27 protein-coding genes and 1 tRNA gene are annotated in these 24163 nt (G+C 66.8%); 22 read left to right on the top strand and 6 right to left on the bottom strand.

Annotated elements, in window-relative coordinates; all coding sequences use genetic code 11:
- The first annotated feature begins 186 nt into the window (after nt 1–186).
- From CPH63_RS19200 to CPH63_RS22840, 6 genes are all read left to right on the top strand, one after another.
- Nucleotides 187–993, top strand: coding sequence for a C1 family peptidase (locus CPH63_RS19200; protein WP_096304377.1), 807 nt, complete (start codon nt 187–189; stop codon nt 991–993).
- Nucleotides 994–1196: 203 nt separating this feature from the next.
- Nucleotides 1197–1270 (top strand) — tRNA-Ile (locus CPH63_RS19195).
- A 417-nt stretch (nt 1271–1687) separates the two neighbouring features.
- Nucleotides 1688–2053, top strand: coding sequence for a tyrosine-type recombinase/integrase (locus CPH63_RS23810; protein WP_371363536.1), 366 nt, complete (start codon nt 1688–1690; stop codon nt 2051–2053).
- A gap of 132 nt (nt 2054–2185) precedes the next feature.
- Nucleotides 2186–2356, top strand: coding sequence for a hypothetical protein (locus tag CPH63_RS22455; RefSeq protein ID WP_157749660.1), 171 nt, complete (start codon nt 2186–2188; stop codon nt 2354–2356).
- 4 nt (nt 2357–2360) lie between these two features.
- Nucleotides 2361–2660, top strand: coding sequence for a hypothetical protein (locus CPH63_RS19185; protein WP_157749659.1), 300 nt, complete (start codon nt 2361–2363; stop codon nt 2658–2660).
- 206 nt (nt 2661–2866) lie between these two features.
- The gene (locus tag CPH63_RS22840) at nt 2867–3055 is read left to right on the top strand and encodes a HipA domain-containing protein (RefSeq protein ID WP_197704452.1); all 189 of its coding nucleotides are present in this window, start codon (nt 2867–2869) and stop codon (nt 3053–3055) included.
- 235 nt (nt 3056–3290) lie between these two features.
- Here CPH63_RS22840 and npdG read toward each other — a convergent pair whose 3' ends face one another.
- Genes npdG through CPH63_RS19165 form a run of 3 tightly spaced genes read right to left on the bottom strand, consistent with a single transcriptional unit; the run spans nt 3291 to nt 6149 of the window.
- On the bottom strand, nt 3291–3962 hold the full coding sequence (gene npdG / locus CPH63_RS19175; RefSeq protein ID WP_096305290.1) for an NADPH-dependent F420 reductase: 672 nt from the start codon (nt 3960–3962) through the stop codon (nt 3291–3293).
- Nucleotides 3963–4002: 40 nt separating this feature from the next.
- Entirely contained in the window at nt 4003–5169 is a 1167-nt protein-coding gene (locus CPH63_RS19170) for an acyl-CoA dehydrogenase family protein (RefSeq protein WP_096304375.1), read from the bottom strand.
- A gap of 59 nt (nt 5170–5228) precedes the next feature.
- Complete coding sequence (locus CPH63_RS19165; protein WP_096304374.1) at nt 5229–6149, bottom strand: SDR family NAD(P)-dependent oxidoreductase; 921 nt, start codon at nt 6147–6149, stop codon at nt 5229–5231.
- A gap of 98 nt (nt 6150–6247) precedes the next feature.
- Here CPH63_RS19165 and CPH63_RS19160 point away from each other — a divergent pair, with 98 nt between their 5' ends.
- Nucleotides 6248–8068, top strand: a complete 1821-nt coding sequence (locus tag CPH63_RS19160; protein ID WP_096304373.1) for an acyl-CoA dehydrogenase — start codon at nt 6248–6250, stop codon at nt 8066–8068.
- 79 nt (nt 8069–8147) lie between these two features.
- Nucleotides 8148–8663, top strand: a complete 516-nt coding sequence (locus CPH63_RS19155; protein WP_157749658.1) for a DUF3592 domain-containing protein — start codon at nt 8148–8150, stop codon at nt 8661–8663.
- Here CPH63_RS19155 and CPH63_RS19150 read toward each other — a convergent pair.
- Entirely contained in the window at nt 8660–9847 is a 1188-nt protein-coding gene (locus CPH63_RS19150; RefSeq protein WP_096304371.1) for an acyl-CoA dehydrogenase family protein, read from the bottom strand. The two genes, CPH63_RS19155 and CPH63_RS19150, sit on opposite strands and share 4 nt — an antisense overlap.
- Before the next feature lie 66 nt (nt 9848–9913).
- On the opposite strand from CPH63_RS19150, the gene CPH63_RS19145 reads away from it, so the two are divergent.
- The 3 genes from CPH63_RS19145 to CPH63_RS19135 all read left to right on the top strand — a co-directional run bounded on the left by CPH63_RS19145 (nt 9914) and on the right by CPH63_RS19135 (nt 12405).
- Nucleotides 9914–10735, top strand: coding sequence for an SDR family NAD(P)-dependent oxidoreductase (locus CPH63_RS19145; RefSeq protein ID WP_096304370.1), 822 nt, complete (start codon nt 9914–9916; stop codon nt 10733–10735).
- A gap of 76 nt (nt 10736–10811) precedes the next feature.
- Nucleotides 10812–11981 carry a thiolase family protein gene (locus CPH63_RS19140; protein ID WP_096304369.1) on the top strand — a complete coding sequence of 390 codons (1170 nt, stop codon included), beginning with the start codon at nt 10812–10814 and terminating at the stop codon, nt 11979–11981.
- 7 nt (nt 11982–11988) lie between these two features.
- Nucleotides 11989–12405 carry a DUF3237 domain-containing protein gene (locus CPH63_RS19135; RefSeq protein WP_157749657.1) on the top strand — a complete coding sequence of 139 codons (417 nt, stop codon included), beginning with the start codon at nt 11989–11991 and terminating at the stop codon, nt 12403–12405.
- On the opposite strand, the gene CPH63_RS19130 is transcribed toward CPH63_RS19135, so the two are convergent.
- Both CPH63_RS19130 and CPH63_RS19125 read right to left on the bottom strand, forming a co-directional pair.
- Nucleotides 12390–12839, bottom strand: a complete 450-nt coding sequence (locus CPH63_RS19130) for a nuclear transport factor 2 family protein (protein ID WP_096304367.1) — start codon at nt 12837–12839, stop codon at nt 12390–12392. The two genes, CPH63_RS19135 and CPH63_RS19130, sit on opposite strands and share 16 nt — an antisense overlap.
- Before the next feature lie 36 nt (nt 12840–12875).
- Complete coding sequence (locus CPH63_RS19125) at nt 12876–13865, bottom strand: cyclase family protein (protein WP_096304366.1); 990 nt, start codon at nt 13863–13865, stop codon at nt 12876–12878.
- A 98-nt stretch (nt 13866–13963) separates the two neighbouring features.
- On the opposite strand from CPH63_RS19125, the gene CPH63_RS19120 reads away from it, so the two are divergent.
- The 11 genes from CPH63_RS19120 (at nt 13964) to CPH63_RS19070 (ending at nt 24122) form a co-directional block, all read left to right on the top strand.
- Nucleotides 13964–14380: a DUF3237 domain-containing protein gene (locus CPH63_RS19120; RefSeq protein ID WP_157749656.1), complete on the top strand. Its 417-nt coding sequence runs from the start codon at nt 13964–13966 to the stop codon at nt 14378–14380.
- Nucleotides 14377–14778: an EthD domain-containing protein gene (locus CPH63_RS19115; protein WP_096304364.1), complete on the top strand. Its 402-nt coding sequence runs from the start codon at nt 14377–14379 to the stop codon at nt 14776–14778. Before CPH63_RS19120 ends, CPH63_RS19115 begins: the two co-directional genes overlap by 4 nt.
- A gap of 91 nt (nt 14779–14869) precedes the next feature.
- Entirely contained in the window at nt 14870–15895 is a 1026-nt protein-coding gene (locus CPH63_RS19110) for a TIGR03617 family F420-dependent LLM class oxidoreductase (protein ID WP_157749655.1), read from the top strand.
- Nucleotides 15892–17136, top strand: coding sequence for an ABC transporter substrate-binding protein (locus CPH63_RS19105; protein WP_096304362.1), 1245 nt, complete (start codon nt 15892–15894; stop codon nt 17134–17136). The genes CPH63_RS19110 and CPH63_RS19105 overlap by 4 nt, the downstream gene beginning before the upstream one ends.
- Before the next feature lie 25 nt (nt 17137–17161).
- Entirely contained in the window at nt 17162–18049 is an 888-nt protein-coding gene (locus CPH63_RS19100; RefSeq protein WP_096304361.1) for a branched-chain amino acid ABC transporter permease, read from the top strand.
- A 5-nt stretch (nt 18050–18054) separates the two neighbouring features.
- Nucleotides 18055–19152, top strand: a complete 1098-nt coding sequence (locus CPH63_RS19095; protein WP_096304360.1) for a branched-chain amino acid ABC transporter permease — start codon at nt 18055–18057, stop codon at nt 19150–19152.
- A complete protein-coding gene (locus tag CPH63_RS19090) occupies nt 19149–19919 on the top strand; it encodes an ABC transporter ATP-binding protein (RefSeq protein ID WP_096304359.1) in 771 nt (256 codons plus the stop codon). Before CPH63_RS19095 ends, CPH63_RS19090 begins: the two co-directional genes overlap by 4 nt.
- Complete coding sequence (locus CPH63_RS19085) at nt 19916–20665, top strand: ABC transporter ATP-binding protein (protein ID WP_096304358.1); 750 nt, start codon at nt 19916–19918, stop codon at nt 20663–20665. The genes CPH63_RS19090 and CPH63_RS19085 overlap by 4 nt, the downstream gene beginning before the upstream one ends.
- A 72-nt stretch (nt 20666–20737) precedes the next feature.
- Nucleotides 20738–21388, top strand: coding sequence for a TetR/AcrR family transcriptional regulator (locus CPH63_RS19080; protein WP_096304357.1), 651 nt, complete (start codon nt 20738–20740; stop codon nt 21386–21388).
- 83 nt (nt 21389–21471) lie between these two features.
- A complete protein-coding gene (locus CPH63_RS19075) occupies nt 21472–23025 on the top strand; it encodes an AMP-binding protein (protein ID WP_096304356.1) in 1554 nt (517 codons plus the stop codon).
- Nucleotides 23022–24122: an acyl-CoA dehydrogenase family protein gene (locus CPH63_RS19070; RefSeq protein WP_096304355.1), complete on the top strand. Its 1101-nt coding sequence runs from the start codon at nt 23022–23024 to the stop codon at nt 24120–24122. Before CPH63_RS19075 ends, CPH63_RS19070 begins: the two co-directional genes overlap by 4 nt.
- Nucleotides 24123–24163 lie beyond the last annotated feature (41 nt).

The following is a 24163-nucleotide window of genomic DNA, read 5'->3' as shown; positions in this document are numbered from 1 at the left end:
CCACCATCGGGCGGCTGGTACCGGTGGCTCCGCAGCGTTGGGGATCGATGGCGGCGCCGGTCGTCGGAAGTCGTCGCATGTATCAGGGGGATCGGCGGCTCCTCTGCGACGGTGACAGACCTAATCGAGAGCGACTCACGGAATCCGGGGGACGGAGTCGTGAGCAGCCGAAACGAGGAGAGACCAATGGCGACTTCGTCCAACACCGCTGCCCGCTTGGGTTGGGTACGCGATCTACCGGATGCACGCGACCACATCTTCACCGCGCCCCGGATCAGCACCATCGTTGTCCCACCCAAGGTGGACCTGCGGCCGCAGTGTCCGCCGGTCTATGACCAGGAACAGATCGGCAGCTGCACGGCGAACGCTATCGGCGGCGCCTTCGAGTTCGAGCTGCTGAAGCAGAAGCTGACGGACTTCATGCCGTCGCGGCTGTTCATTTACTACAACGAGCGGGCGATGGAGCACAACATCGGCAGCGACGCCGGTGCCCAGATCCGCGACGGCATCAAGAGCGTCCACAAGCTCGGTGTCTGTCCCGAACCCGACTGGCCCTACGACGGGACGCCGGCCAAGCCGGACGGAACCTGGCCGGCCGGCGACCCGGCGGGGAAGAAGCCGCCGGCCAAGTGCTACACCGCCGCCCTGAAGAACCGGGCGACCAGCTACCAGCGGGTGGTGGCGACCGAGCAGCAGTTGCGCGGCTGTCTGGCCGCCGGCTACCCGTTCGTCTTCGGTTTCACGGTGTACCAGAGCTTCGAGAGTGCGGCGGTGGCGAAGACGGGAATCGTGCCGATGCCGTCGCCGAATGAGTCGGTGATCGGCGGTCACGCGGTGATGGCCGTCGGATACGACGACTCGGCGCAGCGCTTCATCGTCCGCAATTCGTGGGGGACTGGTTGGGGCGACAAGGGGTACTTCCACATGCCGTACGCCTACCTGACCGACAATGGCCTGGCGTCTGACTTCTGGACGATCCGGGTCGTCACCTGATCTCTCGCGACTTGGGGAGTTTTCTTCCCGGAATCCGGGACAAAAACCCCCCAAGTCGCTGTCTGTGGCGTTGACACTGGGCGATTTGTCAGATTTTGCCCCGACGCGCCGCGCTGGGCTACCGCACACTAGAGTTTGGATGTTCGCGCGAGGATCCGACGCGCGACCGTGGGTGCGCAGGTGATTTGCCGGCCGACTCGCGCGGGGCGGTAGCTCAGCTGGTTAGAGCAAGGGACTCATAATCCCTGGGTCGTCGGTTCGAGCCCGACCCGCCCCACAATCCCTGTAAATATAAGGCCTCTACGCTCATCAACAGAGGTTCGAAATCCCACACAGGCATTACGGACGATTACACTCGTCGCATGCCGAAGGTGAAATCGCCCGCTGTGGCGCCTCTCGTCGGGCTACTGCCCGACTGACGGATCTCGCGGCGGGCCTGTGGGCGGTCGCTCGCCACCATTGCGTTATACCTGTCGGTGGGGGAGTCGTTCACCGACTATCTCGCCGCCAACGGGATGTCAGACGGGGCGGGGACGATCGCTCGCGAGCACGGCGAGATCCCGCGCTCGCCGATGGAGCGGATGAGCCCGCCGTCGGTTCCCGAGCAACCGGTGCCGATTCTGACGATGCGGCGCTGTCGGCATTGCTGGTTACGTGCAAGGGCAACACCTTCGAGAACCGTCGTGACACTGCGATGATCCGGTTGCTGCTCGACACCGGGATGCGGGCGGGGGAGCTGTGCGTACTGCGCGTCGAGGACGTCGACTTCGAGCATCAAGTCGCGCTCGTTGTCGGCAAGGGCGGGCGCAACCGTGCCTGCCCGTTCGGGTCGAAGACCGCCGACCCTCTGCGCCGATATTTGCGTTTCCGTGGTCGTCACGCCGCTGCGGACTCCTCGCCGTTCTGGCTCGGCGATAAGGGGCGCATGACCGACTCAGGGGTACGTCAGATGCTTGAACGGCGGTGCGTAGACGCGGGGGTTCCGCCCGTGCACCCGCACCAGTTCGGCATACGTTCGCCCACGACTGGCTGGCGACCGGTGGGCAGGAGCACGACCTGATGCGGCTGGGGGGGTTGGCGGTCGCGGGAGATGGTCGGGCGCTACGCCGCGTCTGCCGCGGACGGCCGGGCCCGTGACGCGCACCGGCTCGGGGCCCGTGGGGATCGGCTCTGACGTGGCGAACCTTCGAGCATGTATGACATACTCGACATGACTGGGATACGGGTTGTGCGTTCCGGTCGTCGACACAAGATCGGAGTCGCGCACATTGTGGCGGTGATGAACTCGGTGGATCCGATTCAGGTCGGCGATCAGTCCGAGTTTAGAAAGGGGCAGGGTGATGGCGAGGAAGACGAAAACTGAGTACGTGGTCGGACCTGACCTCGGCCTGGACGAGGAAGAGTTCATCCTCAAGGATGGCCGCCGGCTGACGAACGAGCTTGCGGATGAGATCGCCAACGAGATGTTGGCCGAGGTACGCCGTCGAAACCTGATCCCGGGCGGCAAGTCCTTATCGGGCGGCTCGGTGCATTCCCCGCGCGTGCAGTTCAGGGTGCCGGAGGAGTTGCGCGCGCAGGCAGAGCGAGTCGCCGAGGACGAGGGTGTCAGTCTTTCTGCACTGGCTCGGCACGCGCTCGAGGACTACGTGCGTTCGCGCGCTTCCTAGCGCGATGCCCGTCGTCGCCTGGGGCATCGATTGCTGGCCCGGGTGGCGATCCTGGCCGCGAAGCTGGTCAGCCGTCGTCGCCCACGGAGAGCCTGAGGAACTTGAGAGCCACGGGTTCGCGCAGCAGTGCACCCATCTCGGCGTCGAGTCGATGGAACGGACCTAACTTGACCCCCTCCGAAAGCGTCCGTCCGTGACGGCGACAGTTGCTCATTGCCAAATTTCCACATCGCGACGACGGGTGGGACGTCATGGCGTGGGAGAAGACCACCCTCGACCTGGCGGAGTTGGCGGGCATCCGCGTGCTCCGGAACACGCTCACACAGATCGATGACCGCTCCGTCCTGTTGTTGGAGCGGTTCGACCGGCACCAGAGCGGCAGCAGAGTTCCGTAGCTTCCTGCACCAGCAGGCCGCTGGCGGCTATCCCCATTATTTGACGTCAATCCCAATCCCGACACCGGCTCTGCGAGAGTGACCGGAATCGGGGGCACCGACCAGCGCGCGGGCGCACCGGCCGCCCTCCAGCAATACGCCGGGGACTTCGATCTCACTCCCTCCAGATCCCAGCAAACCCTGAACGAACTTACGGACGCTGATCCCGGCTTGCGCGGAGATGGGTGAATCTCGTTTAGATTCCGGTGATCCGAATGCCGGCGTGCGTCTTGTAACGCCGGTTTGCAGCGATGAGGTTGGCCGTTAGCGCCTCCACCTGGCCGGCATTGCGTAGCCGTCCGGCGAAGATTCCGCGTACCCCGGGCAGCAGTTCGGCCAGTGCGGCCACCGTGTCGGTGGCATCTCGGTCATCGCCGAGCACCATCACATCGAGGTCGAGGTCGGCGACCGCCGGGTCAGCCAGAAGCACCGCGCTCACATGATGAAAGGCGGCCGTCACCCTTGACTCGGGCAGCAGCTGCGCGGCTTGCTCGGCGGCGCTCCCCTCGGCACATTCGAGCCGGTGCGGGCCGCGCTCGTCGAAGCCAATCGGGTTGACGCAGTCGATGACGATCTTCCCGGCCAGGTCAGCGGCCAGTGGGGCCAGCGTCGCTGCGTGCGCGCCCCACGGGACGGCGATGATCGCGAGATCGGCGTCGGAGGCGACATCGGAGTTCGTCCCGCCCCGCACGGATCCGGCGGTGATCATGGCCGAGAGTTCGGCGGCGGTGACGGCGGCCCGTTCCGGATCGCGGGAGCCGATCAGCACCCGCATTCCGGCGCTCGCGAAGCGATAGGCCAGCCCACGCCCCTGGTCCCCGGTCCCGCCGAGAATGGCCAGCGTCTGTTCACCGATGGCGCCGCTCAACGCACGCCCCTGCTCCCGATGCGACACTGTAGCCGCGGATTCACCGGTAGGCCGAGATTCCGGTGAGCGCCTGGCCGATCGCCAGCTGGTGCACCTCGCTGGTTCCTTCGTAGGTCAATACCGACTCGAGATTGTTGGCGTGGCGCAGCACCGGGTACTCGGTGGTGATGCCGGATCCGCCCAGAATGGTGCGGCAGGTGCGGGCGATGGCGATAGCCTCGCGGACGTTGTTCAGCTTGCCGAGGCTCACCTGTTCCGGGCGCAGGGTACCGGCGTCCTTCTTCCGCCCGAGGTGCAACGCGAGCAGCAGTCCCTTGTAATACTCGAGCGCGGTGTCGGCCAGTTTCGCCTGGGTCAGCTGGAACCCGGCGATAGGGCGATCGAATTGTTCGCGGGCGCCGGCGTAGGCCAGCGTCGATTCGAGACAGTCCCGGGCCGCACCCAGTGCGCCGAAGACGATCCCGAACCGGGCCTCGTTCAGGCAGCCCAGCGGACCGGAGAGCCCGCGGGCCTCGGGGAGCATCGCCGACTCGGGCAGACGCACGTCGTCGAGGACCAGTTCGGAGGTCGTCGACGCCCGCAGTGAGAGCTTGTGGTGGACGTCGCTGGTGGTGAAGCCGGGGGTGTCGCGCTGCACCAGGAAGCCACGAATCCCATCGTCAGTGCGGGCCCAGACCGTCGCGACATCGGCCAGGCTGCCGTTGGTGATCCACATCTTGGTGCCGGTGAGGCGCCAATCCGAACCGTCCCGAACGGCGCGAGTGCGCATCCCGGCCGGATTCGAGCCGAAGTCCGGCTCCGTCAGGCCGAAGCAACCGATCGCCTCGCCGGCGGCCAGTCGGGGTAGCCACTCCTGCTTCTGCTCCTCCGAGCCGTACTTCCAGATCGAGAACATCGACAGCGAACCCTGTACCGACACGAAACTGCGTAGTCCGCTGTCACCGGCCTCCAGCTCCAGGCAAGCCAGGCCGTAGCTCACCGCGCTGGTTCCGGCACAGCCGTAGCCGGTGAGGTGCATGCCGAGCAGGCCGAGACCGCCGAGCTCGGTGGCGAGCTCCTTGGGAGAGATGCCCTCCTCGAACCACTCGGCAATATAAGGACGAACTCGACGGCTGACGAACTCCCGGACCGTCTTGCGAATAAGTCGTTCATCCTCTGAGAGGGTCGAATCGATGTCGATGAGTTCGGTCAGCTCGGTGGCCGTCATAGGTTCTCTCCAAAAGTCGGTCGGGTCGCGTGGGACGCAGGCGCGGGCACTGGCACGAGTCAGAGGCTCCCCGCGGCGCTGCGCAGGTGGGTGGCCAGCGCGGTGAGTTCGTCGGTGGCTGACTCGGGTCGCAGCAACTCGCCGTCGGCTTCGATCTCGCCGAGCGCGTCGGCGATCATGTCGGCCGTCGGGGCGGACGGAGCTTGCCAGCCGCTGGTGAGGTCGGTGAAGACCCGGGCGAAATGGCCGCCGCCGGCCGAGTAGACGGCGTGCGTGCGCTCGCAATCTTCGCTGCAGAGATACGTCACCAGCGGAGCGACCTGCTCGGGGTCCAGGGCCGCGGCCAGCGGTCCGAGCATCGACTCGGTCATCCGGGTCCGGGCGATAGGGCAGACGACATTGCTCCGGATTCCGTAGCGCTCGCCCTCGATGGCGGTGGCCCCGGAGAGGCCGACCAGCGCCGCCTTGGCCGCGCCGTAGACGGACTGCCCGAAGTTTCCGAAGGTGCCGGCGTTGGAGGAGGTGAAGACGAGTCGGCCGTAGCCGGCCTTGCGCATCTCGCGGAAGGCGGGCTGGGTCACGTGGAACGCGCCGCGCAGGTGCACGTCAAGTACCGCGCCGACATCGTCCCAATCGAGCTTGCCCATGGTGCGGTCGCGCAGGATGCCGGCATTGTTGATCACCGCGTCGAGACGGCCGTACGTCGACATCGCCAGCTCGACCATCGCCTCGCCGCCCTCAGGGGACGCCACCGAGTCGTAGTTGGCGATCGCGCTGCCGCCCAGGGCGACGATCTCGGCGACGACCTGATCGGCCGCCGGCGGCTCGTCCGGGTCGGTGCCGTCACCGCGCAGGCTGCCGCCCACGTCGTTCACCACCACGGTTGCTCCGTGACGAGCCAGGTCCAGGGCATAGGCTCGCCCCAATCCCCGTCCAGCCCCGGTGACCAGGGCAACGCGGTCGTGCATCGATACCTGCATCCGAATTCCTTTCGCGATAGTGCTGCGTACGTTACCAAGCAAGTGCTTGGTGTACTAGACTCTAGACGGAAATCGATTGGGAACGAGCGAGGAGAATCATGAGTCACTATCAGGCTAATCGGCGTGACGTCGAGTTCGTTCTCTTCGAACTGCTGAACCGCGGCGCTGTTCTGGGCACCGGCGACTGGGCTGACCTGGACGAGCAGACGGCCCGGACGATGCTGACCGCCGCCGAGGAACTGGCCGTCGAGCGCTTCGCCGAGTCCTTCCCCGACGGTGACCTCTCCGAGATGACCTTCGACCCGGTCGCCGCCGAGGTGAAGCTGCCGAAGAACTTCGGAGCGGCCTGGCGGGAGTACGTGGCGGCGGAGTGGTGGCGTCTCGATATCGAGCCGGAGCTAGGGGGCATAGCCGCCCCGCCGTCGCTGCGCTGGGCGATGGCCGAGTTCACTCTCGGCGCCAACCCGGCGCTCTTCATCTATGCCGCTGGGTGGACGCACGCCCAGGTGCTCTACGAACTCGGCACGACTGAGCAGCAAGAGCTGGCCCGGACGATGGTCGACCGGGCCTGGGGGGCGACCATGGTCCTCACCGAGCCGGATGCCGGGTCGGCCGTGGGGTCGGGGCGCACCCGAGCGGTCCCACAGGCCGACGGCACCTGGCACATCGAGGGGGTCAAGCGATTCATCACCAGCGCCGAGCACGATCTCACCGAGAACATCGTGCATTTCGTGCTGGCCCGTCCGGTGGATACGCCGGGGGCTGGTGGCCCGGGCACCAAGGGGCTCAGCCTCTTCGTCGTCCCCAAGCTCCTCACCGACCCGCAGACCGGTGAGCTGACCCGGCGCAACGGCGCCCGAGTCACCAACGTCGAGCACAAGATGGGGCTGCGCGTCTCCTCGACCTGCGAGGTCACCTTCGGTGCGGGCGAGCCCGCCATCGGGTACCTGCTCGGCGAGACCCATGACGGCATCGCGCAGATGTTCCACGTTGTCGAGTACGCCCGCATGCTGGTCGGTGTGAAGGCGATGGCGACCCTCTCCACCGGGTATCTGAACGCCCTGAACTACGCCAAGCTGCGCCGGCAGAGTCCGGACCTGAGCCGTCGCGGCGACCGCAACGCCCCCGACATCCCGATCATCGGCCACCCCGACGTGCGGCGCAGTCTCTTCCAGCAGAAGGCGTACGCCGAGGGACTTCGGGCGCTCGTGCTCTACTCGGCCTCGGTTCAGGACGAGCGCGTCCGGGCGCTGGCGGAGGGGCGGGACGCCGGCGAAGCGACTGAGCTGAACGACCTGCTGCTGCCGGTGGTGAAGGGCTTCTCCTCCGAGCGGGCCTATGCCCTGCTGGCCGATTCGCTGCAGGTCTTCGGCGGGTCGGGTTACCTGCAGGACTACCCGATCGAGCAGTACATCCGCGACGCGAAGATCGACACGGTCTATGAGGGGACGACCGCGATCCAGGGCCTGGACCTCTTCTTCCGCAAGATCGTCCGGGATGACGGCCAGGCCCTCGGCCGTCTGCTCACCGGGATCGAGACGTTCTGCACCGTGCCCGGGGCCGGCTCCAAGAGTGAACTGGCTGCGGCTGTCGAGGCCTTCCGTGGCGCAGTCGAGCGGATGCGGGAGTGGCAGCGGGCTGCCGTCACTGAACCGACCGAGCTGTACCGGGTCGGGCTGCAGGCAACGCGCCTGCTGATGACCCTCGGCGAACTGCTGGTCGGCTGGCTGCTGGCCTGGAGCGCAGACGTGGCGGCGGCGGCACTGGATCGGTCGGCCGCTGACGTTGACTTCTACTCGGGCAAGGTCGCCGTGTCGGCGTTCTTCGCGGCTGAGCGACTGGCCCTCGTGCCGGCGGAGTGCAGCCTGGTGCTGGCCGGGTCGCTCGACATCATGAACGTCCCCGACTCCGCGCTCTGAACTCTTCGTCGTCCTTGGTGGACGACTCGACGCGCTCTCACGGCGTGCGAGTGCCGCTCTGTCGTGCCAGAATCCGTCCGTGCGGCGACGTGTGGCGAGAAGCCTGAGAGGGTCGCTCAAGCCACTCACTGGAGAGACCGCAGCGCAGGTGCTCCTCCTGCTGGTCGGTGTCTTCGTCATCCTGCTGTCTCTCAACGCGCTCGATGACGCGCAGGCGTTACGCGATCACGGGGTACGGGCAGAAGCGCGCATCGTCGCGGTCCACGACGGCGCCAAGCCGTCAACCTCCTTCGTCACTCTTGTCTTCCAGGGGCCGAAGGGTGAGGTGCGGGCCGACGTGGGCAACTTCAAATTTAGCCCGGAGCCGAAAGTCGGCCAGCGACCAACTGTGGTCTACGACCCCCGCGATCCGGCCGGCAACGTCGCCGACATTCGGATGGGTCCGGAGATGGCGCTGCCGCTGGTGGGGATCATTGCCGGTGTGGTCGCGGTCTGTGTCGCAGTACTGGCGTTCTTCGGTTTCATCCGACTGCCGTCGAAGGGCCGCCGCTATCGGAACACGCCCAGACGACGGCCCAGTAGCCCGCGCGGTTAGCTGCGGGGGAGGCTCAGCACTCGCTGCGCGACGATGGTGCGCAGTACCTCGTCCGTGCCGCCGCCGATCCGCAGACCGGCCAGCGTCAGCGCGAGTTGGCTCCAGCCGAAGTCATCGTCCAGTTCGGTGACGAAGGATCCCCCGAGGATGCGCTGGGCGAGCGCGGAGATGCGCTGCAGGTTGTCGGTCAGGCGGAGTTTGGAGAGCGACATCTCCGCACCGGGCATCCCACCCTCGGCCCGATCAAGGAAGTCCAAGGTCATAAGCGAGTCGGCCTGAGCCCGTGCGTAGATGTCGGCGGTGGCCTCGCGGACCACTGGGTCGTCCCAGCAGCCGTGACGCCTGGCCAAGTCGATGAGCCGGGGCACCAGGGCCAGATCCACCGCGCCGTCACTGCCGATGACCGCCCGCTCGTGGCGAAGGGTTGTGTTGATGACGTCCCAGCCGCGCCCGATCTCGCCGACCAGCGACTGCGCCGACACCCGCGCGTCATCGAGGAACACCTCACTGAACGATTTGCCGCCGGTGAGCTGTTGGATCGGGCGGACTTCCACGCCGGGCTGGTCCATCTCGATCATGAACACCGACAGGCCGGCGTTGCGGCGACTGCCCGGCTCGGTACGGGCCAGCAACATGCCGACCTCGCTGTAGTGCGCTCCGGACGTCCAGACCTTCTGCCCGTTGATCCGCCATGAGTCACCCGACTCACCGTCTCGCCCGGCCCGGGTCCGCACCGACGCGAGGTCAGACCCGGCGTCGGGCTCGGAGAAGAGCTGGCAGGAGACGATGTCGGCCCGGCGAAGCGCCCGCAGATACCGTCCGTTCAATTCGGGGCCGCCGTGGGCGAGCAGCGTCGGGCAGAGGATGCCGACGCTGAAACGGGTGTACCCCTCGTCGGGCACCGCGTATCGCCGCTCCAGTTGCCGGTAGGCGTCGGCGTAGCTCGGCGGCAGGCCCCGTCCGCCGAACTCGGCCGGCCCGTCGATCCAGCCGAAGCCCGCGTCGAACGTCGTCTTGCGCCACTGGATCGCCTCCGGAAGCTCGGCTGCCTCCTGCGCGGCGCTCCGCTCCGGGATCACCGCCACCGCGGCGTGCTCGCTCCCCGCCCGTGCGGAGCGGCGTGGATAGTGCGCCGAGATGAACTCCTCGGCCTGCTGGCAGAAAGTCTCCAGATCGATGTTCATCGATGGGCTCCTCACTCGTGGCTGATCGTGCTAGCCTAGCGCTTGCTTGGTAAAGAAGGGAGACCCATGCAGCTGGGAAGACGATTCGAGGGGCGCAACGTCCTGGTGGTCGGCGGCGGCTCCGAGGGGAGCGTCGGCGCGGACGCGCCCATGGGCAACGGGCGCGCCATCGCACTGCGCCTGGCCGCCGAGGGAGCTCGGGTGGCCGTCTCCGACCGCGACCTGGACCGGGCGCAGGCCACCGTCGACGCGCTCGAGGAGTCGCGGGGCGTGGCACTGCGAGCTGACGCCGGATCGATCGAGGAGTCGGCCGCACTGGCGCGCGCAGCGGCCGAGGCGATCGGCCCGCTGGACGTGGTGATCTGCAACGTCGGCATCACCGGTTCGCTCCCGGCCCGCACGCAGACGGTCGAGGACTGGGCGCTCATCAACGACGTCAACGTCCGGTCGCACTGGCTCGTCGCCCAGGGGGCCTTGCCGGCGATGCTGGAGCGCGGCCACGGCGCCTTCGTCTTCGTCACGTCGATCGCCGGCATGATCTGCAGCGGCTCGTCGCTCTCCTACGAAGCCTCCAAGGCCTCCCTCATCGCGGTCTCCCGGCATTTCGGGGTGCGCTACGCCGAACGGGGAATCCGCTCCAACGCGCTCTCCCTCGGTGTCATCGACTCGACGATGGTGCGCCGCGACTTCGGTGATGATCCCGTGCTCAGCCACCGACGCGACCTCATGCAGCCGATGCGCCGCCAGGGTCGACCGGAGGAGGCCGCCGCGGCGGCGGCCTTCCTGGCCTCCGACGACGCCGCCTTCATCACCGGACAGGTGCTGGTGGTCGACGGCGGGCGGACGGCCGACGGCAGCTATGAGCGGCGCTACCAGGCCCGCGACTGATTGAAGGCGTTCAGCTGGGCGCCGTACTACCGAAGCCGAAGCCAAGCCCCATACGAACCGAAAGAGACGAGGGACGATGCGGAAAACAGTGGTGAGTGGGGTCGGAATGACCCCGTTCGGGCGTTACCCCGACCGCAGCATCAAAGACCTGGCCAGTGAGGCGATCAACGCAGCTCTGGCCGACGCAGAGGTCGGGCTGGACGACATTCAGGCTGTCTTCTTCGGCAATGCCACCGCCGGTGTAACCACCGGCCAGGAGTGCATCCGTGGCGAGACCGTCATGCACCACATGGGCGCCGGCGCGCTGCCGGTGAACAACGTGGAGAACGCCTGCGCCTCAGGCGCCAATGCGCTGCACCTGGCCTGGAGCAGCGTGGCCGGTGGCCAGTACGACACTGTCCTCGCAGTCGGGGCGGAGAAGCTCTTCTTCGAGGACAAGACGAAGAGCTTCATGGCCTTCATGGGCGGCATGGACATCGACTTCCAGGACTTCGGAGAGGGGGCCGGTGTCACCCGCAGCCCCTTTATCGATCGATACGCCAAGGTCGCCGACCTGCTGATCAACGAACGGGGCGTCACTCCGGAGGCCTTCGCGACGGTGGCGGCGAAGGCTCACGCCAATGGCGTCCTCAACCCGATGGCCCAGCGCCGGACCCCGCGCACGGTGGCGGAGATCATGGCCTCCCGTTCGGTGCTCGGCCCGCTGACCGTCCTCATGTGCTCACCGATCGGTGACGGCGCGGCGGCCGCCGTGGTCACCGCGGTCCGTGGCCGCGGCGGGGAGCGCGACGTCGCGATCCTGGCCTCGCAACTGCGCTCGCTGCCGGCCCAGACGCACGGGCCCTCCGATTCACACGAACTGTCGGCTCGCGCCGCCTTCGAGCAGGCCGGTCTCGGTCCGCAGGACATCGACTTCGCCGAGGTGCATGACGCCACCTCACCGGGCGAGATCGTCTCCTGGGCCGAGTCCGGACTCTGCCCGCCGGGCGAGGAGCAGAAGTGGGCCCTCACCAACCACACAGCACTCGGCGGCGCGATGCCGGTGAACCCGTCCGGTGGACTCGTGGCCCGGGGGCATCCGATCGGGGCAACCGGGATGGCCCAGGTCTATGAGGTCGTCCAGCAGTTGCGCGGGGACGCCGGCGCCCGTCAGGTCGCCGGCGCTCAGCGTGCCTTCGCCCAGTGCGGTGGTGGCCTGATCCGGGCCAGCACCGCCGTCTCCTGTGCCCATGTCTTCGAAAGGTAGAAACCCAATGGAACTAGTACCGTTCTGCACCTACACGGCCTCCGTTCTCAAGCCCGACTTCGTCGGGGACACCCCAGCCGGCACGCGCATGATCGTCGGCATTCGCGATGCGCGCTGGGAGGGCGCCGGCTTCCAGGCCGGGCAGCGCGGCGAATCAGCGGCCGACTGGCTGCTGATGGCGCCCGACGGCACCGCCAGCCCCAACGTCCGGATGTCACTGCGCACAGACGACGGCGCCTTCGTCTACGTCGAATACCACGGGCGGGCCGACTGGTCGGCCGGATCGGGCTCGGCGCCGGTCTACATCTCGGTCGGCTTCGAGATCGAGGACGAGCGCTATGCCTGGATGAACAAGGTGCAGTTCGTCGGCAAGGGCGGTCTGGCCGACGGTGGCGTCCGCTACGACATCTACTCGCTGCGGTAGGGCACCCAGCCGAACGGGAAGTCCACCTCGCCGACCACCTTGAGTGTGCGCGACTGCAGGCGCCAGCCTGCGGTCGTGCGCACCGCGGTGTCGACGTAGCGAGCCCAGAGATAGCCGTCGGGACGCTGCTCCCGGAACCGATGCCACGCGTAGAGATACGACTCCAACTCGACGATGTCCTTACCGGTGAACACGAAACTGGTTGACGTCACGTGATGGCTGGTCGCGGCGAAGGTTGAGATGAGCAGTTCGACCCGGGCAACGATGGCCGGCCGCCCGGTCGCCGTGCCGTTGCGTCCGGTGGAGGTGACGAAGACTCCATCGCCGACGAAGAGTTCGCCTACCGCCTCGGCGTCCCCGCGGTCGATGCTCTGGCAGTAGGCCTGGACGAGATCGCGCAGTTCCTCGCGATCGCTGAGTTCTTCAGTGTTCATAGGTGAACTCCTCGCGATCGGAGGCGCTCGGGGCGTTCACAGCAGGGCCAGCGCGTTGGCTGGGGAGCCAATGGCCCCGGGGACGTTGAGCGGTGCGGACATGAAGAGGAAGTCCCAGTTTCCGCTGGCCCGGCACTCGTCGGCCAGCTCGTCGAGTGCGAAGAGCTCGCCCAGCGGCATGCCGAGCATCGTGAGTAGTCGGTGGTGCAGATAGCCGACGTCCCGGCTTCCCGGCTGGACCTCGACCGCCGGGTTGTCGCAGGCAACCGCGGCCACGCCCAGGTCCCAGAGGAAGCGGGCCGTCTCGACTCCGGCGTGGAGCCCGGCGCCGTGCGCCTCGGCCGTCCCGGCGGAGCTGCTGGCGGCATCTGTAGAAGTTGCCATGTCGGCGCTCTCCGCGCTGCCGGTGCCGTCAGCACTGGACTGGTCGGCCCGGGCGTGGGCAGCCAGCCAGCCGAAGCGCAGGCAGAGGATGTCCCCTTCGCGTAGCTCGACGCCCTGCGCCTCGGCTACCCGCAGGAGATCCTCGGGCGGAACAGCGGTCGGCTGCAGTGGGTCGAACTCTTCCCCGGCCTCGCGGTAGTACGTCTCCAGGTCGAGCAGGACGCCGCGGCCGACGATGCCGTGCTCAACCCAGCGTTGAATCCCCAATTTGTCAAAGGGTTCCGGCCCGGACTGGCGTCCGCCGTAGAAGCCGTAGGTGCGGTGCTGAACGTGCAGCAGGCCGTCCCACTGGCTCGAGGCCTGCATGTCCAGACGGGTGATGCGGTCATCCCAGCTGAAGCTGCTGGTACGGAACACCTCGTGCTGCAGGGCCAGTCGTCCGAAGGGGGCCGCGGCCGGTTCAGTGAGGGGGAGCGAGAGGTTCACCGTCCTCCCCTGGCGGGCGAGTGTGGCAGCCGCACGCCGCCGCTGCTCGGTGAGCAGGTTGAGGGTGCCGAGTGCATCGCCGTCGCCGAAGTAGTCCCACGCGTGCCGCAGATCGGTGTCGGGTAGGAGGGGAAGTTCGCTGTACTTCGGGCGCATCTGATCCGTCCGTAAGAAGTCGTTGTTCTGGTCGTCGAATGGGGTTACCCTACCCAAGCAAGCGCTTGGCTGTCGATAGCATCATCGAAAGGATCAGCGTGGATCTCGAACCGCTTTGCCGTTTCACCGCCTACTTGAATCGACCGGAGATGGTGGCTGACACGCCACGGGGTCGCCGCCTCATCGGGCCGATCGTTCGGGCCGAACTCACCGGCGATAGATTTCACGCCACCCAGGCCGGGACCTCAGCCGCCGACTGGCTGGTGATGGGTCCGGACGGAACCACCTTCATCGACGTGCGGATCGCATTCCGCACCGACGACGGCGCCCGCCTCTTCATGAGCTACCTCGGTCGGGCCGACTGGTCGGGCGGCGTGATGAGCGCACCCGTCTTCTCCACGCCCGTCTTCGAGACGGCGCACCCGGACTACGCGTGGCTGAATCGCGTTCTCTGCGTCGGAAAGGGGAGCGTCTTCGAAGGCGGCGCCGAGTACGAGCTCGCGGTCCTGCGATGAGCGCAGCGAGCGGAACCGCTCAGGTGAAGCTGCTCTTCTGCCTGCGTCGCCGGGCTGACCTGACCCGCGAGGAGTTTCAGGAGTATTGGCAAGGGAGCCATGGGAAACTCGGGGTGGAGCTGGCTGATGACCTCGGCTTCATCCGGTACGTGCAGTCGCACACGCTCTCCGCGCCGCTGAACGATGCGCTGCAGGCGTCGCGAAGCGCCCCGCCGGCCTATGACGGTGTGGTCGAGCTCTGGTTCGAGAGTGTCGAAGCGGTGGAGCGCACGTTCTCGACCCCGAAGGGGCGTGCCGCAGCCCGTCGACTCGTCGAGGATGAGTCGAATTTCGTTGATGTTTCGGCGTCGCCCATCTTCCTGGTGTCGGAGCACGGCATGTATGAGAAGCCGCTCTGACGTAACGATTCACACCTTGTGCTTGACATCACATGGGTGCCTGACCATACTCACAAAACAAGCACTTGCTTGGTTAATAGATCGGACTTCAATGCACATCGACGTGACGCTTATGGAGAAGGACCTGCGCCGAGCCGGTGAGCTCGCGGCGGGTGCCGAGGCGGCCGGGCACTCCGGGGTCTGGTGCACCGAAGCCGGCGTCGACCCGTTCCTGCAGGCCTACGAAGCGGTCCGCTCGACGGAGAAGCTGCAGGTCGGCACGGCGATCGCGGTGGCTCTGGCCCGCACCCCGATGACTGTGGCCTACAGCGCCTGGGGCCTGGCCCACGCCTCGCAGGGGCGGTTCGCCCTGGGATTGGGCAGCCAGGTGAAGGCCCACATCGAACGTCGCTACTCGATGCCGTGGATCAACCCGACCGCCCAGATGCGCGAGTTCGTGCTGGCCACCCGCGCGATCTTCAGCTCATGGCGCACCGGCGAGCGCCTGAACTTCGAGGGCGAGTTCTACCGGCACACGCTGATGAGCCCGTTCTGGGTGCCGGCCCCGCACGAGTACGAGATTCCGATCCTGCTCGCGGCGGTCGGCCCGCGGATGATGCAGATGGCCGGCGAGGTGGCCGACGGGGTGCTGCTGCACACCTTCACCACGCCGCAGTATCTCGAGAAGGTCGCCTACCCGGCGATCGCGGCTGGGAGCCAGACGGCCGGTCGCGACCCGCTCGCGCTGCAGCTCTCCATCCCGCTCTTCATGGCGATGGGGGACACCGAGGAGGAGCTGTCGGCCATGCGGGCGGATGTGGCTCGCCAGCTTGCCTTCTACGCCTCGACTCCCGCCTACCGTCCCGTGCTCGAACTGGCCGGCTACGACGGCCTCCAGCCGGAACTCACGAAGCTGTCCAAAGAGGGGCGCTGGAGCGACATGACAGACCTGGTCGATGACGAACTCATCGATCTGTTTTCCATCTCCGGAACTCCGGAACAGATGCCCGACCTAGCCCGTGCGCACCTCGGTGACCGGGTTGGGCGGGTCACCTCGTACTTCGGCTGGCCGGTATCCGACCCGGATCGCCTCTCCGCGATTCTCGCGAGTTTTACAACCAAGAAGGGTGCAGCATGAAGAAACGCTCTCGTAGTCTGACGGTCGTTGCCGGAGTGGCCGCGATCGTCCTGACAATCTCAGCTTGTGCTAGCGACAAGAGCAGTAGCTCATCCGGCGGCTCAGGCTCCAGCAGTGGCACGATCAAGGTCGGCGTCGTCCTTCCGTTCTCCGGGGTTCAGGCCACGATCGCCGGCCTCGAGGGCCAGGGCGTGCAGACGGCGATCGACGAGATCAATGCCAAGGGTGGCATCAAGGGTCAGAAGCTGGAGATGGTCAAGGCCGACGACCAGCTGAGCGCGACCCAGGCCGCGACTGTCATGCGCGACCTCAACTCCAAGGGCGTGAAGCTCGCGGTGGGTGGGCAGACCAGTGACCTCTGCAAGGCGGAGGCGCAGGCGGCCAATCGCTTCGGCATCATCTTCATCGGGGCCCACTGCACATCTAAGACGCTGGTGAACCCGCCCGTCTCGCCCAACTTCTGGATGACCGGCCAACTCGACACCGACCTCACTCGGGCCAACGGGCAGGCGCTCGCCGCGCTCTTCCCGAACGTCCAGACGTGGGATGTCTTCGCCTACGACCAGTCCGTGACCCGTGGCTTCTGGACCCAGACGCGGGACGAGATCTCCAAGGTGACCGGCAAGGAGGTCGTCACCAATAAAGAGGTGTATGTGCCCGCAACGGCCACCGACTTCAAGACTCAGCTCTCGGCCATCGCCAGCAGCCAGACCGGCACCAAGGAGACCCGCGGCCTCTTCCTCGGCGTCTACGGCGCCGGAACCACGAGCTTCATCCAGCAGGCCCGTCCGCTCGGTCTCCTCGACGACTACGCGGTCATGGCCCAGACCGGCGTCTACTGGAGCACCGCTGTGTCGCTGAAGGGGACCGCGCCGCCGATCTACGACGTGCACGAGTACTTCTACAGCTGCCAGAACAACCCGACGAACACGGCCTTCATCGCCGACTTCAAGAAGGTGGCCGGACAGCTGCCGGACACGGGTGCCTACCAGGGCTACATGGCCATCGAGATGCTCTCCGCGGCCATCGCCAAGGCCGGCAGCGGCGACCCGACCGCGGTCGGGAAGGCCATGCCGGGCATCTCGGCCATGACGCCGACCGGAGAGACCATGACGATGGACGGCACCAGCCACCACGCGGACGGTCCGATCACCACGGCGCTGCTGTCGGGCGACACCAGTGCGCCGGAGAACGTGTCGGTCACGGACTGCAAGACGGTCCTCAGTTCAGCCATCAAGTAACGCACTAAGCGATGGGAGTCGCCAGATGAATGCCTTGTTACCGGCCATTGTGGCCGGCACCGCCCAAGGGGTCCCGATCTTCGTGATCGCAAGCGGGTTGACCCTGATCTACGGGGTGATGCACGTGCTCAACTTCGCCCACGGTGCCTTCTTCCTCGTCGGTGCCTACGTGGTGACGACGGTGTTGCGCGGTAGCAGCATGTGGGCTTTCTTTCTGGCGGCTCTCATCGCGGGTGTGGTGGTGATGGCCGTCGGCATAGTCTGCGAAGTGGTCGTCTTCCGCCGCCTCTACAAGGCGGGCCCACTCGTCGGTTTCCTCGGGGCATTCGCCCTCTTCCTGACCATCGGCGGGCTGGCGGTCCATATCTGGGGCAACAATCCCCGTACGGTCGCCTACCCCGACGGGCTGGGGGGCTCCATCTCGATCGCCGGGTCCCGCATCGCCGTCTACGACTTGGTCGTGGTCGGAGTCGGGCTGCTCATTGCGGTAGCCCTCTGGGGGTTGCTCACCCACACCTCCATCGGGGTCCGGGTCCGGGCCCTCTCACATGACCGGGCCATGGCCTCGGCGCTGGGCATCCGGGCCCCGCGCGTCGGCACGCTTGTCTTCGCCATCGGTTCCTTCCTGGCCGGTATCGCCGGAGCCCTCATCACGCCGGTCACCTCTATCGACACCAGCCTCAGCGCCTCCTACCTGATCCCGGCGTTCATCGTCGTGATCGTCGGCGGCCTCGGTTCGGTTCCCGGGGCGCTGGTGGCAGCGGTCGCCCTGGGCGTCATCGACAGCCTGCTCTTCCGCTACGTCCCCGCTCTCGGAGGCTTCAGCTACTACCTCCTCGTTGCGGTGATCCTGATGGTCCGGCCACAGGGACTCTTTGGCCGCACCTCTCGTACAACCCAGATTGCACGGTGACTCTCATGCCAGAGCAGGCTCGCGGCAGCGCAGTGCGTGCGTTGACGCAATCAACGGCCTACCGAATGGGCCGCGTCGGCGGACTGCACGTCCTGGCCGGCTTCATCGTGCTGGCGGTCGTCGTGCCCCACCTGGCGACCGGTACGTATCTCTTCACCTGGGCCACCGCCATGATCTGGGCCGTCTTCGCCCTCTCCACCAATGTGCTTTTCGGATGGTCGGGCCTGCTGTCGTTCGGGCAGACGGCCTTCTTCGGGCTCGGGGCCTATACCCTGGCCGTCGTCCACGAGAAGGCACCCGGGGTGGATGCCCTGGTGTTGCTGGTCATCGCCGCGGCGGTGGCCGCGATCATCGGCGCGGTCTTCGCGTTGATGGCGCTCCGCAGCAGCGGCGCCGAATTCGCCGTGCTGACCCTGGTTCTGGCCCAGGTCTTCTGGCTGCTGACCTACCGGGTCGCCGGACTGCACGGCGACGACGGGTTCGCCGGCCTCACCGACATCAAGGTGGGCGGAACGACGCTGCTGTCCGACCTCGACATCTGGTACTACATCGTGATGATCGCGATGGTCTGTGCATGGCTGCTGTGGCTGCTGCACGGATCGACGCTGGGCACCGCGATGCGAGCGGTCCGCGACGATGCCCATCGGGCCGCCGCGCTAGGCATCCGGGTTCGCCGGGTGCAGGTCCTCGCCTTCGCCATCGGGGCGGCCGGCTCCGCCGTTGCCGGTGGACTGCTCGCGCAGCAGCAGGGCGTGGTCAGCCCGTCCGTGCTCTCGCTGACCATCTCCGGTGAGGTGTTGGTGGCCTGCCTCGTCGGCGGCCTGCGCATCTTCGGTGGCCCGATCGTTGGGGCCGTAGTGCTGATTCTGGCCGAGCAGGCTCTCAGTGGGGTCACCACCGACTCGACCGTCTTCGTCGGCGTTTTCCTCTTGATCATCGTGCTGGCCCTGCCGTCCGGGCTCACCTCGCTGCCCGCCCGCTGGCGCGCCGCCTGGACGGGACGGCGCCATGGATCGCGCTCTCCCGCCGCATCGCCTCCGGCTACCCCCGGTTCGATCGCCGGATCTCCCCGTGTCCAGGTAGAGCGGGAGAGCGTGTCATGACCGACGTTCTGCTACAGCTGGCTACGGTCTCGAAGAGCTACCGAGGTGTGCCCGCGGTCTCCGACGTCGACCTGGAGGTACGGGCCGGTGAACGCTTGGCCATCATCGGACCCAACGGTGCCGGCAAGTCGACCCTCTTCGGCATGATGGCCGGCGAGCACCGCCCGACCAGCGGACGGGTGCTCTTCGGAGGGCGGGACGTCACCGGGTGGGTTCCCTCGCGACGCAGTACGGCCGGAATCAGCCGTACCTTTCAGGTGGCTCGCCTCTTCGACTCGATGTCGGTGCGCGAGAACATGATGGTTGCCGCGCTCTCGGCCCGCCGCCGGCCGCACGCCTGGGACGCGTTCTCCCGCCATCGTCGCGCCGAGAAGACGGTCGACGAATTGCTGGCTCAGACCGGCCTGGAGGCGCTGGCCGACTCAGGCACGGCGACCCTGGCTCAAGGAGCCCGCAAGAGTCTGGAGCTCATCATGGCCATCGCGCAGGAACCCCGTGTCCTGCTGCTGGACGAGCCGACCGCCGGCATGTCCTACGACGACGCCCGCTCGGCGGTGACCCTGCTCAACGAACTACTGGATGCCCGTCCGGAACTCACGATCGTGCTCACTGCGCACGACATGGACGTGATCCACCGGGTCGCCCGGCGCGTCGTGCTGATGGCCCGGGGACGGGTCGTGCTGGAGGGGACACCGGCTGAGGTCGCGGCGCATGAAACCACTCGTGAGCTCTACCTCGGTCGGCAGAAGGGCACGGTGCAAGCATGAGCGACGAAGCGGTGCAGAGCGAGAGCGTCGAGACGATGCTCAGCCTGGAGAGCGTCGATGCCTGGTACCGCTCGGCGCAGGCGCTCTTCGGGGTGAGCCTCTCCGTCGGCGAGGGCGAGGTGGTCGGGCTGCTTGGACGAAACGGTGCCGGCAAGAGCTCCACTTTCAACGCGATCATGGGCCTCGAAGTACGCCGACGCGGACTCATCTCGGCCGTCGGGCGTTCGCTCGACGGGATGTCCACCGACGCGATCGCCCGGCTCGGAGTGAGCTGGGTGCCGGAGGATCGCCGTATCTTCCCCGGGCTCACCGTTCGCGAGAACATCGAACTGGCCCGCTTCGCGGCCAACGGTCGAGGCCTCGTCACGGTTGACGAACTAGCCGATGCGCTACCGCTGCTGGGTCCGTTGCTCGGCAAGCAGGGCAACCACCTCAGCGGGGGAGAGCAGCAACTGGTGGCGGTGGCCCGTGCTCTCGTCCCGCGCCCACGGGTGCTACTGCTCGACGAGCCGACCGAGGGACTGGCGCCATTGGTAGTCGATGAACTGGCGTCGGCGATCGCTACGCTGCCTCGGAACTTCGGCGTCTCGGTGCTGCTGGCTGAGCAGAATCTGGATTTTGTAATCGAGCTCAGCGACCGGGTCTACGTGCTGGAGACGGGGCGGATCGTCCACGCATCAACCACCAAGGAACTAGCAGCCGACGCCGAGGCACAGCACAGATTACTCACAATTGGCGCCGGATAACGCGCCACTTCCCCGGATGCGGCCGTAACAAGCTAGCGTCTGGTTGACACCAATATCAGGTCGGGAGGACCTATGGCACAGACCGGCAGCACCAAGACGGGCCGGCGCGCACCAGCGCCGTCCAAACGCACCAACGGCAACGGCCAGGCGCGCTACGACGAGATCGTCCAGATCGCCGGGGCGCTCTTCGCCGAGCGCGGCTTTCTCGCGACGACCATCCGCGACATCGCCGACGCGGCGAACATTCTCTCCGGAAGTCTCTACTATCACTTCTCGTCGAAGGAGTCGATCGCCGACGAGCTGCTCAAGTCCTACTGGAACGAGCTGCTGAGCATGTACGACAAGATCGTCGCGTCGAAGAAGGAGCCGACGGAGACGGTCCGCGAGCTCCTCGGCGCGTCGATCCTCATGCTCGAGAAGCACGAGTACGCCGTCCGGATGATCCTCAACGACTGGGCCTACCTCACCGGCGTGCTGCCCTACCTCGAAGAGAACATGGTGACGATCCGGCGCATCTGGACCACTCAACTGCGCAACGGAGCCAAGTCCGGCCAGTTCCGCTCGAGTCTCGACCCGAACCTGACCTACCGCACGATCATGGGCTCGATCTCGGGCGCCGGCCGGTGGTTCGAGGCCAGCGGCAAGGTGACGACGACGCAACTCGCGCAGGAGATGGCCGATCTCTTCCTGCTGGGACTGCAGCCGTCCGAACCGGCCAAGTAAGCCGCCGGATTACATTGACCACAACCGTGGAACGATCTAGGCTCGTACCAAGCAAGCACTTGGTTTAGAGAAAGAGGTGCAACGTGGCCGATCAGATCGGGCGGATCGTCTCCAGCGCAGCAATGCGGCATCCGGAGTTGGCTGCACTCAAGACCTTCGACGGGCTGGTACGAACGTATAGCGAGCTCGATCTTCGGTCCACTCGGCTTGCCAACGCCATTCTCGACAGCGGCTGCCTCCCCGGCGACCGGGTGGCCGTCTGGTGCGACACCCGTCCGCAGTATCTCGAGCTGTACTTCGCGCTGGCCAAAGCCGGGCTGGTGCTGGTGCCGATCAACAGCATGTTCACCGAGCACGAGGCCGCGTATCAGGTCCGCGACTCCGGAGCGATCCTGCTCTTCCACTCTGAGGAGCTAGAGGCCGGCGCCAAGGCGGTGGCCGAGGCGGTACCGGCGGTGCGAACACTCATTCCGATCGGCGACTGGAATGCGTCGGAGAGTCAGTTCGAGCGTCTCGTGGCCGGCGGCAGCGACGTGGCCCCGCCCGAGCCCGACGAGGACGACCTGTACATCATCGCGTACACCAGTGGCACCACCGGCCGCCCCAAGGGCGCGATGGTGACTCATCGGACGCTGCGCAACACGCTGCGCCAGCACGCACACAGCTACCGCACGCCGCAATACAGCACCTGCATCTACCACTCGAACATGTCCTTCGTCGCTACCGTGCTTGGGCTCATCATGGGGCACATGTACATCTGCGGCACCGTATACATGACGGGGCGGGTAACGCCGGAGGAGCTCCTCGACGTGATCGAGCGGGAGCGTGGGACGTTCACCTTCATCCCGTCGCCGTGGATCGTTCCGATGACTGAGCTCGTCCGGGCCCACCCGGAGAAGGCGGCGACGATCCGGACCTTCGTGCATTCGGCATCCAAGGCCAATCCGGCCGACCTGCAGCGCTGGGCCGCGGTCGTAGGGCACCGCTTCCTCGAGGGGTGGGGGATGACCGAGGTCTCCGGGGCGCTGGTCACCGTCACCGATATCGCCGATGTGGTCGAAGGCAATGCGGCCGACGACCTATATAGCTCCGCCGGCCGTCCGGTGCTGGAGGCGGTGGTGCGCGTCCTGGACGAGGACGGGAACGAGCTGCCCCGCGATGGCGAGTCGGTCGGCGAGCTCGTGGTCCGCTCATCCAGCGTGGTGATCGGCTACTGGAATCGCCCCGAGGAGTCGGCTCGGACCTTCCGTGACGGCTGGTACCACAGCGGTGACCTGGGCAGTGTCGATGCCGCCGGCTACGTGTATGTCACCGAGCGGCGTAGCGATCTCGTCGTCACCGGCGGCATGAACGTCTACCCGTCCGAGATCGAGGCCTGCATCTCCGAGCTCGACGGTGTGCGCGAGGTTGCCGTGGTCGGCATCGCGCACGAGCGCTGGGGGCAGACTCCGATCGCCACCGTGGTCCGTCAGCCGGGTTCGGCGATCACCGAAGAGGATGTGATCGCTCACTGCGCCGAGTACCTGGCTCGGTACAAGCGTCCGTCAGCCGTCTACTTCATCGACGAGCTGCCGCGGAGCGCGAGCAACAAGGTGCTGCGCCGGGTCCTGCGCGACCAGTTCGGCGCATCTGCGTGAGTACCGGGCAGCTGGTGGCGCCCCGGCTGGGCCGCAGTGACCGGGCCGAACTGGCCGAGGGTGTCGCGGCGGCCTGTGCGAAGTGGTTTCCGCTGCCGGTGACGAAGGAACGGACCTCCGATTCGCCGCTGGATCGAGCGGCCTGGGCTGGTCTCTGCCGCGAACTCTCGCCCCTCGGCCTTAGGCTCCCGGTCGAGCGGGGAGGGGCCGCGCTGCCCTTGGCCTACCTGGCCGTGGTGTCTGAGGCGGCGGGTGCCGCGCTCGTGCCCGCACCGCTGACGACGGGCGCGGCGATCACCGCACCGCTGCTGGCGGCCGTCGACGCTGAGATTCTCCCGTCATTTCTAGATGGTTCCGCTATCGTGTCCACCCACGATGGGCGATCCCTGACTTCTTGCGAGGCGGTTGATGGCTGGCGGGTGAGCGGTTCGGTCTCGCTCGTCGAGTGGGCCTGCGACGCCGACGGACTATTGGTGACACTCGACTCGGCCGAGGAGGATTGGCTGGAACTCGGCTGGACGCCGCTGCCCGTCGGGGGTGCTCAGCTGGAGCGCTTGGGGCGAGTCGACGCGACCCGCTCTGCCGCTCGGGTGACGCTGACCGAGGTGCCGGTGACTCGTCTGGGGCGAGTCTCCAAACGGTTCGTTGCCCAGCTGCGAACCGAGGCGATGCTGCTCTGCGCGGCCGAGGCCATCGGCGCGAGCACGGCTATGCTCACCCAGACGATCGAGTACGCGAAGCTGCGCACGCAGTTCGGCCATCCGATCGGCAGCTTCCAGGCCGTTCAGCATCGATTGGCCGATCTTCACGGGGAGTTGGAGTCGGCCCGCGCCGCCCTCTGGGCCGCCGTCGACTCGGATGCGGATGCGGATGCGACGGACATTGAGCCGGCGGCGCTGGTGGCGTCGATTCGCGCTTCGCAGGCGGCGGAACTGGTGGGGCGGGAGGGGCTGCACCTGCACGGCGGCATCGGTTTCACCTGGGAGCACGACGCCCACCTTTACTTCAAGCGTGCCCTCTCCGGCGCCCAGGACTTCGGTGGCATACCGGCTCGGTTGCGAGCCCTGGCCGACCTGCTCGCGGCTAGCTCGATCTAGCTGTTCTGGCTCTAAATCGTCGGGACTGGTACCTGCTTTAT

It is taken from the genome of Jatrophihabitans sp. GAS493 (genome assembly GCF_900230215.1).
GTDB lineage: Bacteria > Actinomycetota > Actinomycetes > Mycobacteriales > Jatrophihabitantaceae > MT45.
Note: the sequence above shows the minus strand (reverse complement) of the source record. Positions and strands in the feature narration are given on the sequence as shown.